The following is a 17566-nucleotide window of genomic DNA, read 5'->3' on the forward strand; positions in this document are numbered from 1 at the left end:
GGTCGATTCTGTCGCGTTCGCTCATTACCTTGCCTTGCGGTTGGGGAAGATCTTGGGTTTCTTGATTGCTGCGGGCGCCTCTGCGATCGCGCCGCTTGCGCCGCTTCGTGCGGTGCGCGCCAGTTCCTGCACGTGCTGAATGCGCCGGATGGTTTCGCCCACAAGCCGGTCAAGCTCTGCACCGTTTGTGTTCGTGCCGTTCCGCAACAGAAGATCGGCAACGGCCTGTCGCACCTGGGGAGTATTTCCGGTGACGGCATTCGAGCCGGCGCTAATGAGCGATCGAACCGCCGCGCCGTAATTGCCTTGGACCACGTGACCGACTACGGAGGGGTCAATTCCCATTGCGTCGGCATCAGCCAGATTGTCAGCGGTCTTTGATCCGCCTAGCGCGGTGTTGCGGGTCTCGAACATCCGCATTTCACGGCCAAGACGGCGCTGCATGGTGGTGTTGCCCGGCGCCATCGCCGCAGCCTCATCCGCGAAGGCATCTCCGCTGAAGGGCCGCGCCTTGTTGACGCCAAGGGCCGCGCCCTGAGTCTGTTCGATCGCCGGGCTTACATACCCGGTGCGAAATGCTTGCTGGCCGCGAGGCGAAAGGCCCTGATAGGCCGCGATAGTGTCCTCGGTGCGCCCGCGCTGTGCAGCCGCACGGCCTGCATCGATCGCCTCGATATTGCGGGAGGCGCCTGCAAAGTCGCGGTTGGCCTGCCGGAAGCCCTCAGAGGCATTCTCTAGCGAGTTGTCGACATGCGTCAGCACCTGACTAAGCATCCGGGCGCGGTTGCCCTGACCGCTCTGGCGGGCGTTCTGCACCTCATCCGAAAGCTCGGAGCGAACACGTTGCACATGCTCAAAATCGGAGACGAACTGCGGGTTTTCTTCGTCGCCGTTGGTCAACATGCGAGCGTAGCGCTGCAAACGTCCCGAAATGGTGTCAGGTGCTGCCGGCTCAGCAGGAACGTTGGCCTCGATATGATCGACCACGTTGCGCACGTCCACCGGGCCGGCATCATTGCGAACCGCCCCATAGGCGTCGTCCGCGATTGCGCCGCGCTCGGCTTCCATGGTGCCGCGCAACTCGTCCGGCGTCATGCGGCTGCCGAAACCCTCGGTAAGAGCGTTCTGCACGCGCCGACCTTGGCCCGCCTGCCGGTTCTCGAGATAGTTCACAACGTTGGTTCGGCCTTCGCCGGGCGCGCGGGCAACGGTCGAGAGCATCCGCTGGCCTGAATTGCCAAGAGCATCCGCAAGCGTGTAGCCGCCTTGGCCTTCAGCTGCTGCATTGGCAAGCTCGCCGCCGATGTCGGCAGTTGACCGGCCCGATTCCGCAATAGCTCTGGCAACCTGTCGCCGGCCATAACCAGCGGGATCGATGCGAGCGATAATGTTGCTGATGAACGGCGAGGCAACGCCTTTAGCAAGGGCGCCGGCAACAGGCATGGCGCCGCCAACCGCTCCACCGAGCAAAGCGCCGGTGCCCGCATTGGCGCCGCGCTCGGCAAGGCTGTTGCCTTCACCGAAACCAGCGAGGCCGCCGAGGGCGGAGCCGTCCAAGGCAGCGGCTGCTGTACGTCCGAGCAGACCGTTACCAAGGAAGCGAGCGGCAGTGATGCCGCCCCGCGCCAGCCCCGCACCCCCGCCGCGCCACCGAGTAACTCGGCAGCCGTACCGGCATAGCCGGTATTCTCTCGAGCCTGCTGCAAATCAAGATCCTCGCGGGCCTTCGCGTAGTTGTAACCTTCTGCCGGATTGATAGTGCCGTGCAGATACATTTCGGCCGGCGTCTCCAGGCCAGCATACAGCTCGTCCATCAGGTTGAAGCTTGCGCCTTGCTGGCCCATGCGCGCCAAGTCGGCAGCATGTCCACCCGTCAACGTATCGGCCACCTTGCCAGCGACCTTAAGGGGTAGCGGGGCAATGTTGCTGAGCGCGGCGCCGATGGCTTGGCGGGTTACGCCACCATGTGACGTATCGCCGGCAGCATCGCGAGCGGACTGCTCATCGATCGCGGCCTGTTGATACTTGTCCGGCTTCAGCCCGATTTTCTCGGCAAACTGATCGGGCGGCATGTCCGAATAGAAACGATCGTGAAGGGCTCCCGCCAACTCCACGTCGCTCATGTCGTTGTACTGCGGATATTGCGACCGAACCTCTGCAATGGTCGGCATCAGCGGATACCCAACGGATCAGATTTCGGGGCATCGCCCACGGCGGATGCCTGGGATTTGTAGCCAGGACCGGCCGCGCGCTTCATCTGCTCGATCACAACGGCTCGAGCCTTGGCCTTCTGCGCAACGGTGTCCCCGCTGTCACCGGGTTGCGGGAAGTATTCCTTTTCCGTGCGGGTAAATTCAGACGGAGCAATGGCCGCGCCGCTTTCCTGTCGGAGAACGCCGCTAATGAAGTTGTCGCGAGCCTGCCGATACTTCTGATAATCGTTGCTCTGCATCCAAGTCGTCGCCGCCGTCCCGCCGATCAATGGCGTGGTTTCGGTCAAGCGGTTCCAGAAGCTGGAGCCCTCGCCAGCGAGAGACTTCAGCGTCTTTTCGGCAAGCTCCATACGCGCCGCGTAAGACGACGCTTTGGCCTGTACCTCGGTCATCTTGCCGGTTGCAGCATCCGCGTTCGTCTTGCTGATCTCGTTCACGAAGGTCTTGCGATCGACGCCGGGCGGGATCTGGATCAGCTTGCCATCAGGGCCGGTCACAGCATCGCCGCGCTCGGGACCGCTGCCCTGGAGCGGCACAACGGTGCGCTTGCCGGCATCAATCCAGCCGTATTGCTTTCCGCCGCCTTCCTGCTCCCCAATGATGCCGAAAGTAGGCTTGGTGCCGCCCGAATAGACCGGCTCAACGGTGCCGTTTTTCGGATCTTGACGCACAACCGTTCCGTCCGGCAGCGTCGTGAAATTGTAGGTTTTGCCGAGCGCGTCCGCCAAGATCGACTTGCCGTATTCGGGATTGATAGCAGCCAAGCGCGCTTTCGGCTCGGGAATGCCGGCAGCAATCAGTGCCTGATAGGTCTGGCGCACGGTCTGCTGTGCAACGGCCTGCGGGTCATTCCGCTCCCCGGTTGCGAAACCGCTGATGCCGCTCAAGAGCGAGCCGATAAGCCCGTTGTGCAGATTGCCCGCGAGGTTGTGCAACCCGGCTGAAATGTGGTCGCCAAAACCGCTGGTAGAGGGCTGCTGAAGCTGCGGAGGCAACTGTTGCATCGGCGCGGGAAGTTGGCCGGCCGCCTGCTCTTGCGCGCTCTGGCGCGGTAACGGGCTGTCTTCCTCAGGGAAGCCGGCGCCAATCCGCGGCATCTGATAATTGCCAACAGCGATCGGGTCATTCTGCGGCGCCGCCTGCGCCGGCATCGCTGCATTTGCGTTCATGGGCGCACCAGGGAAGCCCTGCGAGGGCTGATACTGCGATTGCGTCTGCAACTGTGCCATCAGGCGGTCAATCATGCCGCTGCCGCCGCCCTGATAGGTGCTCGGGTCGAAATAGCTGTCAAAAATGCCCATCAGACTCAGTGCCTCCAGACCCCAGGGCCGAAATAAACGCGCGAAATGGTGCCCGTCAGCGCCTCTTGGTTTGTAAGGACTCCGGCGGTGGTGATGATGCCGTGAATGAACTGCCACGTTCCGGTGAAGCCGAGGAGTTGAACCCCCCAAGCCTGGGTCAGCGGCACATGATAGCCGTGAACAGTGGCTAACGTCGTGCCTGCCGCCACCGCGCCCGGCGTGTTCATCGTGATGTAACCGCTGCCGACGACGACATCACCGGATACGGCGGTTGACATATCTTCCGAGTTGCCCGGCAACGCGAAGCCTGTTGCTGGCGTCACAGCCAGGGGACGACACGACACCTGCACAAAGTCGGGTCGGAATATGCAGTCCGCGACAAAGCTCCAGAGCGCCACGCTGAAATCGTCCGCCGGGTGAACCTTGTCCGTCGCATTCAACCAGCCTGTGAGCAGGTTATAGCGGGCCTCTCGAAACTGCGCGTAAGCGTCAATGAACATCACGCCATAGTCACGGCAAGCCTGCCGTGCTTGCTGCACGAACGTTTCGCGCCAACTCTCGTTTCGCGCTCCTGTGTCATCATAGGCCGTGTTCGGCATGACATAGACGACTGATGTTTGATTGCCCGTCCACGTGCCCCGCAGCAACGCGAAGCCAGAGCGGAGATTGGAAATCGACGTTGGAATGCTGACCGGAGAGCCGCCGGTATATGGGTCGTTCATCCCGTAGTTCAGAATATAGAGCTTCGGAATGTTGCCGGCCGTATACGTGGAAAGATCAGACGGCAGATGTGTATTGAGCCAATCCGCGATGGTGGTCCCGGTAACTCCCAAGTTGGTCGGGGAGATGTTCAGCCCCTTGCGCTTCGCAACGGCCTTGAACACAACGTCAGGAGCCGTCGTCGTCGGACTCGATAGCCCGGTGCCGATCATCGTACTATCGCCGCGCATCAGGACGTTAGCCGCCGAACCGCCGCCAGTGCGCCACGAATTGAGATATGCGCCGAGATACTCCCTGCCGAAATAAAACTTAGCGCTGTCGGTATAGCTGGGTGGTCGCGGGCTTGTGCCGCCGGGCGTACCAGACAGGTTTAAGTTGGTCGGGCCGATCAAGTCCTCCGCAAGAGCGACAATCGCGACTTGGGGGGCTGCGCTGAAGTTTATCTTCGTCGTCGTACCAGACGAATTTGAAAAGACCGTCGTGCGAGAAAGAACGTTGGTCGAGGTGTTGTATGTGCCCGCTCCAGATTCCCACTGAGACAAATCGGCACTCTCAGCGCGATAGCTGTAGGTCGCCCCGTTGACTGCGCCCGCAGTGGCTGGCGATTGGTAGCCGGTAACGGCAGACGAGTAGGTCCAATCCGTGATGCCACCAGCGGCCGGGGTGAAGCGGCAAAGGTCCAGAAAGCTTGCCACTAAGCATCCACCCGCTCATAGCGCCGCGACAGAATGATGCTCATTCCGTTCGAAAGCATCCAATCGATTGCGCCGTGCTGATGCAGCTCGAGCAGCTTCTCCAGATCCATCCTGTAGGTTTGCTGCACCGGTCGGCCAACAGGAAAGCCCTCAGAAGCCACAGCAGCGTCCGCGAGCGAGCGGAGCAAGGTTGAGAGCCCCACACCACGGCGCTCGGCTACGGCCCTCAGGAGGTCCGGACGATCGTATCTAAAGCCAACGTCAGGCACGGGCGGATTCCTTCGTGATGCGCCAACCGCGCTGCTCTGCCAGCTCGAGGGCTGCGCGTAACTGCATGTTCGTAACCTGGGGCAGCGCTTCGCTCGCGTGGAGCATCCGCGCCAGCTCGCCAAGGTCTGCACGATCGGGGGCGGGACGCTGGCACATGTCAGGTTGCCGCCGGCTTCGTCAGCTCGGTCACGGCTGATTCCTGCGCTTGCTGCGCTCACGCTCGATCATGTCGTCAATGCTGCGGTTGAGATCGGGCTGCGGCGCCTGCCGTTCGCTGTTGATGTAGTCGCCAATGGGACGGCTGCGGTCCTGGGGCGGCACTTTGCCTGGATCGTTGTTGCTCACTGCGGCGTTCCTTTGTTGCGGATCACTTGTTCCGATAATGTAGCAACCCCGTAATCAATAATCACGGGAATGCATCTGAAATTGCCTGTAATTCCAGTGGTTACGCACATGACGACAGACAACTGTACACTACGTGTCCACAAGCGAGCTAAAAGCCTGAGTCAATCTGTCGCAGGCCTTCATCACAAGTTGCGACGAAATTCGGTCAGCCTCGCGCGCGCGAACTGGTCGCGTTCGTCCCGCTAGCCGGAGCCAAATTCCCAGTGCATACTCCAAGCATGACAAAGAAGCGGGGCTCGGTTTGGGACGGCATTCGGGACGCCTACAACGTTCATGAAGCCTTTCAGCTCCTAGAGAGCCTGCGTGATCGCAGCGGGAGCGTCCTGCATGAGCTGCGGGAATTGGCAATGCTGGCTGGCGCTCTTGCATTGGTCATCACCGTCTTCTGGCTGATGAGCTAAGCTGCTTCACCTGTCCCGTAGTGCTCTCTCAGCGCAGCCTCGATGATGCTGGTTGCCTCATCCAACACAGTCTCGGGGGCCGCTGATCATCCTGGGGAAGGCTTCGCTTGAACGTGTCTACCAGTCGTTCGAGCACGTCAGCGTCTAGTCGGCTTGGAAGTGGTCCCGGATCATATGCCAAGAGCTTGGGGGGCTGCTCTGGCGCCGCTCGCATTCCTAGGCGCTGCTCCAGCTCTATGATGCGCTTGCGGAGTGCTCGCGAATCGTTGGCGCTGATAACGTGGCCGTCGTCGTCGTGGATGGGATCGATTATGTCCCGTTCGATGGTCCGCGTCCGGCCGTCTATCGTCCTCATCAGTTCGTCGACGCTGCCGCCGGCAGGGACGCCAACCAACTCGATCTTTATTGAATGGCGCCGATCGCTCGTTTTCCCAACTGATCTTGATGTTTCGATCTTCCACCGCTTCGGGCAACTTGTCGCCGTACCGCTTCGGGTGAAGCTTCGCCATCAGGAACTTGAGCGTATCGACCTTGAGGCGAGACCGGGCAATCCATTCATGATTGCAGAGGTCATCTTTGCCCTCTCGCTTGATGGTGTCCTTGGAATCGTCCCAGGCAATCGCCAGGATCTCTTCCGAGTACCAATCCATGAGGGCTTCGCGGGCCTTCTGGTACTTGCTCTGCCGGCCGGTGTCGTTCTCAACCCACCGGAGGAAAGTCGATCGGCTCGGCATGTCGCGGTCGCTGCAAATCTTGCGCAGCCCCTCGCCGTTCGCCATGCGCTCGCAAATCTCTGCGAAGATCTCCTCTGTAAATTCGACGTAGGGGCCGGTCGTTTTCGGCGACGCGGATTCCGGTGCAACTTGCATATTTTGCCTATAAATTAAGTGTTTTTGATGACTTCGCGCAGATCCGATTTACTCTGAGCCTTCGATGTCGTGCGAGATTGTCTTGCGGTATTCATCGATTGCCAAAAACGCTCTGTGCGCTGCTTGCGGGTCGATGCCGTCGCGAACAATCAGCGTATGAAAATCAACGAATATCTTTGCAAGGTTATCGGCTGAATGGTTCCGCCTGGAAACCTCAACTGCCCCGCAAGTTCGAGCAAAGGCTGGCTTCGTCCAATCCCTGCAGCTTTGGAGCGATCGAACCGAAACGTGGCCGCGAAGCTCTGCCGGTACGTGCTCGCTGTTCGGGGTCCAGACGATCACTGTGTTGTAAGCTTTCACCTGGTTGCCTCGCTGGTACCTACCCGAGATATAGAGGTAGTGATGGTTTCCGACACTTGGACAGTAGTGCCGGTTTCCATCACTGGAGAATTGGCCCTACGGTGCCGGTTTCCATCACTGGCACAGTGCCGGTTTCCATCACTGGACTTTTGTTTTCTGGCGGCGCGAGCGACCATTTCCGCGGTCTCGATGTCAGGTATTCGCCGCCAATCATGCGTTGGGTCTGGGGTGCTTCGGCAGTTAACCCACGGGATCAGAAACAGGTTCGGAATCCGAAACTCTCCTGCGCTGGGTCGCCCGTGCTGCGTCACAATCAAAAACCCCAAGGCTTGCAGCTCTCGGATTGCCGGCGCGATCGCGTGGCGATGAATGCCGTATTCCACAAAATGCTCATAAGTTACGGGCAGTTTGCCGTTGTCGTTGCCGCCATGCTGGGCAAGCTCGATGCAGACACGATCTAGCACCCGATGCGCGGACAGGCTCAGCACCCGGTAAGCTGGGCTTTCCATCATCTCGATAAGACGGGCATTGAACTGCCCGTCTATCTTGTTCAGCTTCCTGCGAGCCACGCGGCGCTTACTCCCGCGCTCGCTTGGCCAGACCTTCCATGAACGTCACCTCGTTCTCTGGCGAGATAAAGACGAACGTGTCGGTTTCCGCGTCCCAGGTGGCGCGCTGCCGGATAATCAGCTCGCCATGCCTGTTGCGGTAAGCCGCGGTCGCCCGCTGCTCCCGCAAGATGATGCTGTCCTCGGTCGGGCTATCCCAATCAAATTCTTCTTCGCTGCCCGTGCCGAGCACGGCCCGAGCGGCCTCCACCTTCTCGCCGGCATGGATCTTCTCCACATCGGCCTTGAAGGCCGGGCTGTCAGGATCGATATGGCGAGGGAGCATCTGGATCAGCAATTCCTCTCGGGTCTTGCCGGCGGTCAGCTCGAGTTGCTTGGGGGTCACTGCTTTATTCACTGAGCAGCCCTCCAGAGCGCGACGGTGTAGCCGCCCTCGTTGATGGTGCGCTCGTCGGTCTCCTGCACCTCGCCGGCCGCCACAAGCTCGCTCATGCGGGCGCGGACGGAGTAGACCAGAATGCCGGTTGCAGCAGCGATCTGCTCGGAACTGCGCCCGTGAGGCAAAGCCTCCTTAAGGGCCGCGAGGATCTTCCCGCGCTGACTTTTCGCCAGGGGGGCGATGCGCTCGGCAGCGGCGCGGCTGGTGTCGGGCGCGCTGTCCCGATAGCCGGGTGCGCTAGGATAATGCTCGCTTGCGCGAGTGGTCGTTGTGATATAGTCCATGTGTGTTTCCGTCTTGCTGGTTGAAGTTTCAGAAAGCCCCGAGCGCTCGCAACGCCGGGGCTTTCGCCTTACGCACACGCCTGCACGGTCTGCGACGTAGAACGGCGCTTCCCGGCTTCCTTGAAAATTTGGATTGCTTCGTCTGTGTAGCGGACGGCGCTCCCGAGCTTCACAAACTCGGGGCCGCAGCCCTTTACCCGCCAGCCGTTGAGCGTGTGGACAGATAGTCCAAGCTCGGCGGCGGTCTCTTCAACGGTCTTCATCGTGCTAACCTCTCTGTGTTTAGAGTGGTTGCACCTTGCGCTGCGTTGCGATGATTTGTCTAGCTAAGTCATTGATTTCATGGAGACATTAAGCCACGTGAAAAAATCGATTACTTATTGTCCACGACGTGCAAATTGGGAGTTTGTAGAGCGACAATGCGGCGCGTCTCCGCGTCCTGCTCGTCCATCTTGCGCTTTATGCGTCGAGCGTGTGTGCCGTATTGCTTGCGGACTTTGAAGCGCGCGTAGATCGCCGCCGGCTTTGGCTTGCCGCCACGTATCTCGGCAATTATCTCTGCATCTTTCGCGGCGTATTTCTCATCCTTGCTGCCAATCGGCCGGTGATTGCTGTCGGGATCAATCCGGTTGCGCAGGAGTAGTGACGGCGCCTCGCCAACCACAGCCAACAATTCGTTTATATCGTCCGGCTCGCCGGCCAGGTATCTCCACCCGCGCGACTCCGTTCGTGCTGCCTGGGCGATTGCTGCGTTGCGCCGGGTCGGCGGGAGCTTGGACTTGTCGTCCATTATCCGCCCTAGGAAGATCAGGAGCGCGCGAAGGGTCTTGCGCTTGTTCTCCCTCATGACGCGGCCCTTTCCATCTTCACGACGTTGTCGGTCGGCGGATTGAGGATCAGCGCCACCAAGCCGGCCAGGGCCTCGAATGCTTTCCGCTTCTCGTTCAGGTACTCGTAACGATCATAGGTCCCGCGGACGCCTGCAATCATGTGCCCCATTGCCCGCTCGGCGTGGTCGTCTGAGATCCCCGCCCGGCTCATCAGGGTGCGCCCGGTGCGGCGCAGGTCGTGCAAGGTCCATCTGGGCATGGACGGCTTGCCGGCCGCCTTCCTAGCCTTGGTAATCAGCCGATCCAGCTCGGCCTTGGCCTTGCTGAAACCGGAGAACGCTTTCTTGCCGCCGGTTGTCGAGAACAGAAAACCCTTCCCGCTCGGCACCGTTTTCTTTGCGGCCTCGGTGAGCGGGATAACGTGGTCATGCTTATTTTTGTACCGGCTCGCCGGGATAACCCAAACATCGCCCTCGATCTCGTCTGAGTGGATGTCGGCAGCCTCATTGCGCCGCGTCATGGTCAGAAGCAGGGTTCGGACATACGCAGGGAAGCAAGGCGGCTCGGTCATCTGATCCAGCGCCGCCCATACCTCCCTGATTTCGTCGTCGGAAAGGATGCGTTTCCGCTTCCGTTCGGCTGGCTTCGTGCGGGCCATGCCGCGGACGATCGGGGACTTGAAGTCCTCGTCCTGCACCATCCACCAATTGAACGCCTTCCGAACATGGGCAAGCACACGATCGGCCATTACGGGGCCGTGCTCGTCCTCTACCTCGTTCAACAACTCCACGATGTTGCGGCGCTTAAGCTCATAGATTGATTTCGTGCCGATTCGAGGCCGGACGTAGACCGTGAAAGCACGCTTGATCTGATCGGCGCTGCGGAGCCTGCTCGAATAGCGGGCTTCAAATTTGTCCAGGATGGCGTCAACCGTGTTGGCCTCCGCCAGCTTCTCCATCTTCGCTTGTGCGCGGGTTTCCTCGCGGTCGCCCTTCGGGTCCTTGCCATCGGCAACCTCACCGGCTCGCTTCTTTGCGAATCCTCGAGCCTGCTCCGCAGTAATGGTGCCGTGTATGCCGAGACTGATAAGCCGCTGCTCGTTGCTCCCCTTAACCCGGTAACGGTAGGCATAGGAGATGGCGCCGCTATCAAGCCGGCGCGCTAGGAAGCCCCGGATTTCTTTGTCCGCAATTCGCTCGCCCGGATTCAATCGCTCAACGGCGGTCTTGGTGATCTTTCCAATCATCGCATTGCCCCGTGTGTGTACAAAAATCAGAAGGTCTGAGTGTCCACTCTATGTACACATGACCGGGGCAATGCAAGACAAATCGGAGCAACCTCGCACAATGCTGGAAAAGTGCTATAAAGGCGGGGTTTTAGCGGGAATTTGCAAAAATGGAGTCCATACAATGACTTGCGGCGAATGCGACGACATAACTTTTAATCACGGGGTCCTGGGTTCGAGCCCCAGCGCGCTCACCAAACAAACCAAGCGCTTAGCCAGAAAACCACCTCCACAAAAACCTCTGTGTCGGTACTGCATGGGCAAATCGATTGCCGCGACCTCTGTCAACTTGCCGACCGTTGCCGTCTGCACCTTGACCCGTGATGGGACGAGCTTAACTTTTGTTGACGTTACGTCGGACTATAGTTGATAGGATGACGATGCTCGGGGGCATGGGAAGCATATGGTTGACCGTCTGAAGGACGCTCTGGAGCATCTTGAAACTCCAATCTGTCTCGACTGCCATGTCGGGATGCGCTGGTTCCGCTCTGAGCTGGTCGCGGATAACCCGATCTCAAGGATCGCGCATCTTTTCGTCTGCCCAAACTGCAAGCGTGCGGAGCGGACGGACACGAAATTCACTCCCGCCGGCGTGCCGCCTGCAAAAGCTTCTGCCCCGCGTTTTCGCGGCGTGGCATCCGAAATCGGTGGCATAGCCAGTCGGGCTGTCTGACCGAAGCGGCTGGGCGCCTAGCGCCGACACAAACTCCAGTGATTTGCCCGACTTATCTTCAGCTTTCCGGAGCTGCAGCCGGCACACTCAGCGGAGCTCCTCCAACCGAGACGGGCCCTACGGACTTCAATTGCCGGGCCATCCGTTTGCGCATCGCCGCGGAAATTCCATAGCGTGCATGCGCTCTTCGAACGGAGGACGTCACGTCCGACATCATTGCGCTTTGCAGCGAGTCAATCTTTGCGATCAGCGTCGAAAGCTGTGACGATATCTTCTTCACATCGAACCGTTCGTCCGTGATGCTCTGTCGCAGAGAAAGCAGCACCATTGAATCCTGCTGCAGTAGATCTGCGTTTTGCTGCAATGCATGATTGTTCTCCTGCAGCGAAGCCGCGTGTTGTTGCTGGGATGACTGAATATCCTTCAGTGCAGCGACAACCGGATCCGGTTTTGGCGCAGAAGCTTCCCAGCGCGGAAGCAGTTCAGCCAAACTGCCGACATTCGGCGCGCGAAAATCAAGCGGCGATGTATAGATGGCCGCCGAGCCGTTGATGGCGAGAGCACAGACCGACAGGACCAGGATCGATTTCCGGCTGGACTGCTTGATCGGTGCTGGACTTTCCGGGGCTGCGGGTTCGAGTGCTGCGGCAGCAAGTGCGAGCGCCACAGGGTCGAATTGTTCGGCGAGGACTTGCGTTTCGGATGTCGTGGTCACGTGCGTCGACCTCAAAGGAGCCAGCGAAAGGCACCGTCGCCGGAACGCCGTCGTGACGCCTCCTGTACGCAGCACCCACCTACAACTGCCTAAAATTGTGGGCTTTTCGGATTAATTCCACGTTAGCAACGGGGCCGCGTCCCATGCCCAGCCACCCCGGCAGATTACGGGGGGCGATGCGATGGTTTGCCCGGTGGCGTGTCCCGGCTCTCGTCCAAGCAAACTGTTGTGCTCCCCTGAGGAATGGGGCAGCCTGCTTCGAAGCGCGACAAATCGGGAGGAACGGCATGTTTGAAATCAGCGGTTTCGACACGGCAGGCGTGGTGAGCCTCAAGCGGCCGTCACTCGCCGCCGCCCTCAAGAAAGCCAGAGAGCTTGTCGAGGACGGATGCTGGGACGTTCAGATCGTTGATCCAAATGGTCGCGTTTACCTCTCGTTCGAGGAACAGGCCGCGTAGCCACCCCGCCCCGCACCGTTGCCAATCAACTCGTTTCGGAGCACGCTCTCTTCAGGCGCGCAGACGCTGCATTGGGAGAGAGACATGAAGGAGACCGGCCTGGATGGTCGCCATCGGGACAAGGATGGCGCGATCAGCAAGAAGCACGGCAACACGCTGGTGGGTACGTTGCGCAAGATCTACGGCAAGGGCTTTGCAGCCGGTTATCCGGATACGACCCTGCTGAGTGACGTCCTGCTTCAATTGAACGAGACCTCCCTGAGCCAATTGCGTCGCGATCACGACACCGGGCATTTGGGGCACAAGATCGACCACGTCCCTAAGTAACGGACGTTACGCGGTCCACTTCACGTCATCGGAACCGGGCCTGCCGAGAGGCCCGGCAATGTGGCCTGGACAGGCGCGAGATCGGTTGTCCCAAGCCAACCGCTGAGCCGGCGCAGCCCCGGTTGGCGACACCTCAACGCACGGGCGGACGCAGATACCGGCGGGCTCTCATTGACGGTTTGAGCGTTCGGACACTCAGCGCTAGGATGGGCCTTTTACGGAGGCTCATTTGAAGTCGATCATTATCATCGCCGCCATCGCAATTGTTGCCACAGGGCCCGCACGGTCACAGGCGCTGGTCGATCCCGCCAAGGTTGCTCCCGAATATCGCGAGGCTGCGGAAAAACGCCGGGCGGAGCAGATCCGCCAGCGCGAATGCGCGATGAAGGCGGATCTCGAGAAAGTGCTCCCGAGGGATCGGACCGTCTACCTGAACCATTGCCTGGACGCATTGGCCGCCAAGCAATAGCCGCTTGATCGGTTTTGAAGAACTGGACGGCCCTCGTGTTTCCACGGCGGCTGCGCCTTCCGCGCGACGGGGTGCGACCGCCCTTCAACCTTTGTTCAGACCTTTGGGCTCAGCTAATCGCCTACCTCCATTGGTGATTGCTGTCCGCACATGAGCTCGGTCCAGGTCCAGTGCACGCGCTGCAAGACGATGTTCCGCGATCGCGCAGCGCGATTGCAGGATGGCTATTCCAGGCAATGTCCCGGCTGCGAGGTGGTGCTGTTCTTTGCCGAGGATGCACAACACCCCTTCATCAAGCGCGTGATGAGAGAGGCGCGGAAGGTCCGTAAGGAAATCCGCGACGCCGATGCTGCCAGGATCTCCGCGCCGAGCGCCGGTGCGGCCTCCTCAAGGTCGTCCTTTCGGCGAACGCGGGTGTCAGAGCGATCGGAGTAAGGACCGCTCGGGCTCGCCGGCAAAGCCGTCTAGGTTGCGTCCATCCAGATCCCGGCATCGGAATGCGCGCGGATGTGGTCGACCAAAAAATCCGAGAACACCCTGATTTTCGCCGGCAGCCGGACCCGGTTCTGGTAGGCCACGTTCATCGTGAGCAGCGGCAGCTCCCACTGCATCAGCACCGGCACGAGCTTGCCGGCCGCGATGTCGCCCTGCACGATGTAAAGCGGCTGGATCAGGATGCCGAGGCCCGCCAGCGCCGCACCGCGGATGATTTGGCCGTCATTGCTGTCCAGCGCCGGCGCGATGTGCACGGTCTGCGCGGCATTGCCTTGCTGAAGCCGCAGCGAATAGGGGTCGTTGGCAAGATTGTAGATCAGCATGTCGTGACGCGCGAGATCGGCGGGATGCTCGGGCTGGCCGTGCGTGGCGAGATAGGAAGGCGCTGCCGCCAGCACCCGGCGCATCTGCCCGATCCGGCGAATGATAACGTTGGAGTCGGGCTCCTGCTCCCTTGTGCGGATCGCGACGTCGATGCCGGCCTCGATGAAGTCGGGATAGCGGTTGGCCGCGATGATCTGGACGTCGAGCTTCGGGTAGAGCTTGCGAAACGCCGGCAGCATCGGCGCCATGTAGATCATCGCAAACGACAGCGAGCTGGTGACGCGCAGCATGCCCTTGGGCGACAGCGCGCGGTCGCTGACGGCGTCCTCGGCTTCGGCGAGCTCGTTCAGCAGCGGGCTGCAACGCTGCAACAGCTCCTGCCCTGCCTCGGTCAGCCATTGCCGGCGCGTGTTGCGCTCGATCAGCCGCACCGCGAGCCGCTCCTCCAGCGCGCTCAGGTGCCGGCTCGCGGCCGCGTTCGACATCCGCAAAACGTCCGCAGCCTTGGACAGGCTGCCGAGCTCGGCGGTCCTGGCGAAAACCTCTAGCTGGAGCAGCCGGTCCATTTTTGCGCATATTGGAAAAGAGACTTACGAAATTTGACCTTTATTTCCGATTTCTGCAAGGCAAAATGGGGGCAACAAACAAGATGACAGGCGAGGAAATCCGGGAATGTCGGGCCCGATCAAGCACATCGTGATGTGGCGGCTGCGCGGCGAGACGCCTGCGGAGCGCACGGCGGCCAGGTCCAAGGTCAAAACCTTGTTCGAAGGCCTCAGGGGCCGAATCGACGGCCTTACCCATATCGAGGTCGGCGTCGACGTCAGCGATGTCGATTACGCCTGCGACGTGGTCCTGGTCTCGGAGTTTACCGACAGTGCGGCCCTGAAGGCCTACGCCATCCATCCGGAACATCTGCGGGTACGGGAGGAGCTTGGCGACTTGCGGATCGGCCGTTTCCAGGTCGATTATCCCAGCAAAGAGACCGGCGCATGATCGGTTCGTTCACCTTTGAAAATCTGCCCTGCCGCGTCGTGTTCGGCAGCGGAACGCTTGCCTCGGCCAAGGCCGAGGTCGAGCGTCTCGGCGGCACACGCGCGCTGGTCCTGACCACGCCGCAGCAGGAGGCGCAGGGCGCCAGGCTCGGCGCCGCGCTGGGCCCGCTTTATGCCGGCATCTTCGCAGGCGCCACGATGCACACGCCGGTCGATGTGACCGAGCGGGCGATCGCGGCGATGAAGGCGTGCAATGCCGACTGCGTGGTTGCGCTCGGCGGCGGCTCGACGACCGGGCTCGGCAAGGCGCTCGCCTTGCGTACCGGAATCAACCAGCTCTGCATTCCCACCACTTATGCCGGCTCGGAGATGACGCCGATCGTCGGCCAGACCGAGAACGGCCTGAAGACCACGGTACGCGATGTGGCCGTGTTGCCAGAGACTGTGATCTACGACGTCGACCTGACGATGACGCTGCCCGTCGGCCTCGCCGCCACCTCCGGCATCAACGCCATCGCACACGCGGTGGAAGCGCTCTACGCCCGCGACACCAATCCCGTGACCTCGCTGATGGCGGAAGAAGGCATCCGCGCGCTGGCGCGCGCCCTGCCAGCCATTGCCGCCAAACCTGACGACCGCGAGGCCCGCAGCGAAGCGCTCTATGGCGCCTGGCTCTGCGGCGTGTGCCTCGGCACCGTCGGCATGGCGCTGCATCACAAGCTCTGCCACACCCTCGGCGGCACCTTCGACCTGCCGCATGCCGAGACTCACACCATCGTGCTGCCGCATGCGCTGGCCTACAACGCGCCCGCAGTGCCCGAGGCGATGGTGCGGATTTCGCGCGCGATCGGTGCGGCCAATGCGGCGCAAGGCCTGTACGATCTCGCCCGCCGCCTCGGAGCAAAGCTGGCGCTGCGCGACATCGGCATGCCCGAAAGCGGAATCCACAAGGCGGCCGACCTCGCCGTGACCAACGCCTACTGGAATCCGCGCCCGCTCGAGCGCAACGCCATCCGCGACCTGATCGCGCGTGCCTGGGCGGGCGAGCCGCCGGTCGCAGCCAAAGCCGTGACGTGACCGACATGCGGCGCATCCTGATCAAATCGGCAACAATCATCAGCATGGACGAGCGCATCGGCGATCTCCGTGCCGGCGACGTGCTGGTCGAGAATGAGCGGATCGCAGCGGTCCGTCCCGACATCGATCTCGGCAGCGGCGCTGCAGAGACCGAGATCGTCGACGGCCGCGGCCGCATCGTCATCCCCGGGCTCATCAATGCGCATATGCACACCTGGCAGACGGCGCTGCGCGGATATGCGGCGAACTGGACGCTGCTGGAATATTTCCGCCGGATGCATGCCGGGCTCGCGACGGTGTTCGCGCCGGACGATATCTACATCGCCACTCTCGTCGGCGCGCTGAACCAGATCAATTGCGGCGCCACCACGCTGGTCGATTGGTGCCACAACAATCCGACTCCTGATCATACCGACGCCGCATTGCGCGGCCTGATCGAGAGCGGCATCCGCGCCGCCTTCTTCCATGGCTCGCCCAAGCCGGAGCCGAAGCCGGGCGAGCCGCATTTCTCGGAAGTGCCGCATCCGCGCCGCGAAATCGAGCGCCTGCTCGCCGGCCCCCTGGCCGATCGCAACGGCCTCGTCACACTCGGGCTCGCCGTCCTCGGCCCGCATTATTCGACACTCGATGTATCCTTCCATGATTTCCGTCTGGCGCGGGAGTTCAACCTGATCGCCTCGATGCATCAGGGCGGCGGCCCGGCCAAGACCCAGGCGGCTGGGAAAAGTTGATCGACGCCGGCCTGGTCGGTCCCGGCGTCAACATCGTCCATGGCAACGACCTGCCCGACGAACTCCTGCAAAAGCTGATCGATCTCGGCGCGTCGATCTCGGCGACGCCGGAGAACGAGATGATCCAGGGCCACGGCTTTCCCATCACGGGACGGCTGCTCAAACGCGGCGTCCGTCCCACCATCGGCATCGATCTGGAATCCGTGTTGCCCGGCGATCTCTTCTCCGCAGCACGCGTCGCGCTGTCGATGCAGCGCGCGCTGGACAACGCCGGCATGCGCAAGAGCGAGGGCACCATTCCAGCGACGACCACGATCCCAGCGCGCGAAGCGCTGCGCTGGATCACCACCGAAGGCGCGCGCATGCTCGGCCGCGACAACCAGATCGGCTCGCTGAGCCCGGGAAAACTCGCCGATCTCGTCGTCATCAACGCCGATGATCTCAGCCTCGTTCCGGTCCACGATCCCGTCTCCACCGTTGTGATGCAGACGAGCCTCGCCAATATCGAGGCGGTCATGATCGGAGGCCGCTGGAAGAAACGAGATGGGATATTGTTGGTCGACGGACTCGCTCGCAAGAAGGAGCTGCTCGCGCAGTCAGGCCAGCGGCTGGTGAGGGATATCGAGCGACAAGGGCGCAGCGCATGATGCGGCCAACGGAC

At 61.2% G+C, this 17566-nt stretch carries 23 protein-coding genes and 1 pseudogene; 8 read left to right on the forward strand and 16 right to left on the reverse strand.

The window, feature by feature from the left end; genetic code table 11:
- Positions 1 to 24: 24 nt before the first annotated feature.
- From AB8Z38_RS06755 to AB8Z38_RS06780, 6 genes are all read right to left on the reverse strand, one after another.
- Complete coding sequence (locus AB8Z38_RS06755) at positions 25 to 1221, reverse strand: hypothetical protein (RefSeq protein ID WP_369723663.1); 1197 nt, start codon at positions 1219 to 1221, stop codon at positions 25 to 27.
- Positions 1170 to 2171 (reverse strand): hypothetical protein, encoded by a 1002-nt coding sequence (locus AB8Z38_RS06760; RefSeq protein ID WP_369723665.1) that lies wholly within the window; start codon positions 2169 to 2171, stop codon positions 1170 to 1172. The genes AB8Z38_RS06755 and AB8Z38_RS06760 overlap by 52 nt, the downstream gene beginning before the upstream one ends.
- Positions 2171 to 3514, reverse strand: a complete 1344-nt coding sequence (locus AB8Z38_RS06765; RefSeq protein ID WP_369723666.1) for a hypothetical protein — start codon at positions 3512 to 3514, stop codon at positions 2171 to 2173. The genes AB8Z38_RS06760 and AB8Z38_RS06765 overlap by 1 nt, the downstream gene beginning before the upstream one ends.
- 5 nt (positions 3515 to 3519) lie before the next feature.
- Positions 3520 to 4929, reverse strand: a complete 1410-nt coding sequence (locus AB8Z38_RS06770; protein ID WP_369723668.1) for an SGNH/GDSL hydrolase family protein — start codon at positions 4927 to 4929, stop codon at positions 3520 to 3522.
- Positions 4929 to 5198 carry a hypothetical protein gene (locus tag AB8Z38_RS06775; protein WP_369723670.1) on the reverse strand — a complete coding sequence of 90 codons (270 nt, stop codon included), beginning with the start codon at positions 5196 to 5198 and terminating at the stop codon, positions 4929 to 4931. The genes AB8Z38_RS06770 and AB8Z38_RS06775 overlap by 1 nt, the downstream gene beginning before the upstream one ends.
- Before the next feature lie 187 nt (positions 5199 to 5385).
- On the reverse strand, positions 5386 to 5544 hold the full coding sequence (locus AB8Z38_RS06780; protein ID WP_369723672.1) for a hypothetical protein: 159 nt from the start codon (positions 5542 to 5544) through the stop codon (positions 5386 to 5388).
- Positions 5545 to 5822: 278 nt separating this feature from the next.
- Here AB8Z38_RS06780 and AB8Z38_RS06785 point away from each other — a divergent pair, with 278 nt between their 5' ends.
- Positions 5823 to 6005, forward strand: a complete 183-nt coding sequence (locus AB8Z38_RS06785) for a hypothetical protein (RefSeq protein ID WP_369723673.1) — start codon at positions 5823 to 5825, stop codon at positions 6003 to 6005.
- A 170-nt stretch (positions 6006 to 6175) separates the two neighbouring features.
- On the opposite strand, the gene AB8Z38_RS06790 is transcribed toward AB8Z38_RS06785, so the two are convergent.
- The 8 genes from AB8Z38_RS06790 to AB8Z38_RS06825 all read right to left on the reverse strand — a co-directional run bounded on the left by AB8Z38_RS06790 (position 6176) and on the right by AB8Z38_RS06825 (position 10602).
- Positions 6176 to 6874 carry a hypothetical protein gene (locus tag AB8Z38_RS06790; protein ID WP_369723675.1) on the reverse strand — a complete coding sequence of 233 codons (699 nt, stop codon included), beginning with the start codon at positions 6872 to 6874 and terminating at the stop codon, positions 6176 to 6178.
- 48 nt (positions 6875 to 6922) lie between these two features.
- Positions 6923 to 7234 carry a hypothetical protein gene (locus AB8Z38_RS06795; RefSeq protein WP_369723677.1) on the reverse strand — a complete coding sequence of 104 codons (312 nt, stop codon included), beginning with the start codon at positions 7232 to 7234 and terminating at the stop codon, positions 6923 to 6925.
- Positions 7231 to 7803, reverse strand: coding sequence for a hypothetical protein (locus AB8Z38_RS06800; protein ID WP_369723679.1), 573 nt, complete (start codon positions 7801 to 7803; stop codon positions 7231 to 7233). Before AB8Z38_RS06800 ends, AB8Z38_RS06795 begins: the two co-directional genes overlap by 4 nt.
- Before the next feature lie 7 nt (positions 7804 to 7810).
- Positions 7811 to 8200 carry a hypothetical protein gene (locus tag AB8Z38_RS06805; protein WP_369723680.1) on the reverse strand — a complete coding sequence of 130 codons (390 nt, stop codon included), beginning with the start codon at positions 8198 to 8200 and terminating at the stop codon, positions 7811 to 7813.
- Positions 8197 to 8526: a hypothetical protein gene (locus AB8Z38_RS06810; protein ID WP_369723682.1), complete on the reverse strand. Its 330-nt coding sequence runs from the start codon at positions 8524 to 8526 to the stop codon at positions 8197 to 8199. Before AB8Z38_RS06810 ends, AB8Z38_RS06805 begins: the two co-directional genes overlap by 4 nt.
- A 68-nt stretch (positions 8527 to 8594) precedes the next feature.
- The gene (locus AB8Z38_RS06815) at positions 8595 to 8789 is read right to left on the reverse strand and encodes a helix-turn-helix transcriptional regulator (RefSeq protein WP_369723684.1); all 195 of its coding nucleotides are present in this window, start codon (positions 8787 to 8789) and stop codon (positions 8595 to 8597) included.
- Between the two features lie 110 nt (positions 8790 to 8899).
- The gene (locus tag AB8Z38_RS06820; protein ID WP_369723686.1) at positions 8900 to 9373 is read right to left on the reverse strand and encodes a hypothetical protein; all 474 of its coding nucleotides are present in this window, start codon (positions 9371 to 9373) and stop codon (positions 8900 to 8902) included.
- Positions 9370 to 10602, reverse strand: a complete 1233-nt coding sequence (locus AB8Z38_RS06825) for a tyrosine-type recombinase/integrase (protein ID WP_369723688.1) — start codon at positions 10600 to 10602, stop codon at positions 9370 to 9372. Before AB8Z38_RS06825 ends, AB8Z38_RS06820 begins: the two co-directional genes overlap by 4 nt.
- 442 nt (positions 10603 to 11044) lie before the next feature.
- Here AB8Z38_RS06825 and AB8Z38_RS06830 point away from each other — a divergent pair, with 442 nt between their 5' ends.
- Entirely contained in the window at positions 11045 to 11314 is a 270-nt protein-coding gene (locus AB8Z38_RS06830; protein ID WP_369723691.1) for a hypothetical protein, read from the forward strand.
- Between the two features lie 58 nt (positions 11315 to 11372).
- On the opposite strand, the gene AB8Z38_RS06835 is transcribed toward AB8Z38_RS06830, so the two are convergent.
- Positions 11373 to 12029 carry a hypothetical protein gene (locus tag AB8Z38_RS06835; protein WP_369723693.1) on the reverse strand — a complete coding sequence of 219 codons (657 nt, stop codon included), beginning with the start codon at positions 12027 to 12029 and terminating at the stop codon, positions 11373 to 11375.
- Between the two features lie 287 nt (positions 12030 to 12316).
- Between AB8Z38_RS06835 and AB8Z38_RS06840 the strand changes: the two genes are divergently transcribed.
- From AB8Z38_RS06840 to AB8Z38_RS06850, 3 genes are all read left to right on the forward strand, one after another.
- Positions 12317 to 12487, forward strand: coding sequence for a hypothetical protein (locus AB8Z38_RS06840; RefSeq protein WP_369723695.1), 171 nt, complete (start codon positions 12317 to 12319; stop codon positions 12485 to 12487).
- Between the two features lie 84 nt (positions 12488 to 12571).
- Positions 12572 to 12814, forward strand: coding sequence for a hypothetical protein (locus AB8Z38_RS06845; protein WP_369723697.1), 243 nt, complete (start codon positions 12572 to 12574; stop codon positions 12812 to 12814).
- Between the two features lie 229 nt (positions 12815 to 13043).
- Positions 13044 to 13283 (forward strand): hypothetical protein, encoded by a 240-nt coding sequence (locus tag AB8Z38_RS06850; RefSeq protein WP_369723699.1) that lies wholly within the window; start codon positions 13044 to 13046, stop codon positions 13281 to 13283.
- Positions 13284 to 13747: 464 nt separating this feature from the next.
- Here AB8Z38_RS06850 and AB8Z38_RS06855 read toward each other — a convergent pair whose 3' ends face one another.
- A complete protein-coding gene (locus tag AB8Z38_RS06855) occupies positions 13748 to 14668 on the reverse strand; it encodes a LysR substrate-binding domain-containing protein (RefSeq protein WP_369723701.1) in 921 nt (306 codons plus the stop codon).
- A gap of 106 nt (positions 14669 to 14774) precedes the next feature.
- Between AB8Z38_RS06855 and AB8Z38_RS06860 the strand changes: the two genes are divergently transcribed.
- The 3 genes and pseudogenes from AB8Z38_RS06860 (at position 14775) to AB8Z38_RS06870 (ending at position 17552) form a co-directional block, all read left to right on the forward strand.
- Positions 14775 to 15098 (forward strand): Dabb family protein, encoded by a 324-nt coding sequence (locus AB8Z38_RS06860; protein WP_369723703.1) that lies wholly within the window; start codon positions 14775 to 14777, stop codon positions 15096 to 15098.
- Complete coding sequence (locus tag AB8Z38_RS06865; protein WP_369723704.1) at positions 15095 to 16174, forward strand: maleylacetate reductase; 1080 nt, start codon at positions 15095 to 15097, stop codon at positions 16172 to 16174. The genes AB8Z38_RS06860 and AB8Z38_RS06865 overlap by 4 nt, the downstream gene beginning before the upstream one ends.
- 5 nt (positions 16175 to 16179) lie before the next feature.
- A pseudogene (locus tag AB8Z38_RS06870) lies at positions 16180 to 17552 on the forward strand (amidohydrolase family protein).
- The last annotated feature ends 14 nt before the right edge of the window (positions 17553 to 17566 follow it).

It is taken from the genome of Bradyrhizobium sp. LLZ17, assembly GCF_041200145.1.
In the GTDB taxonomy this organism is placed as follows: Bacteria; Pseudomonadota; Alphaproteobacteria; order Rhizobiales; family Xanthobacteraceae; genus Bradyrhizobium.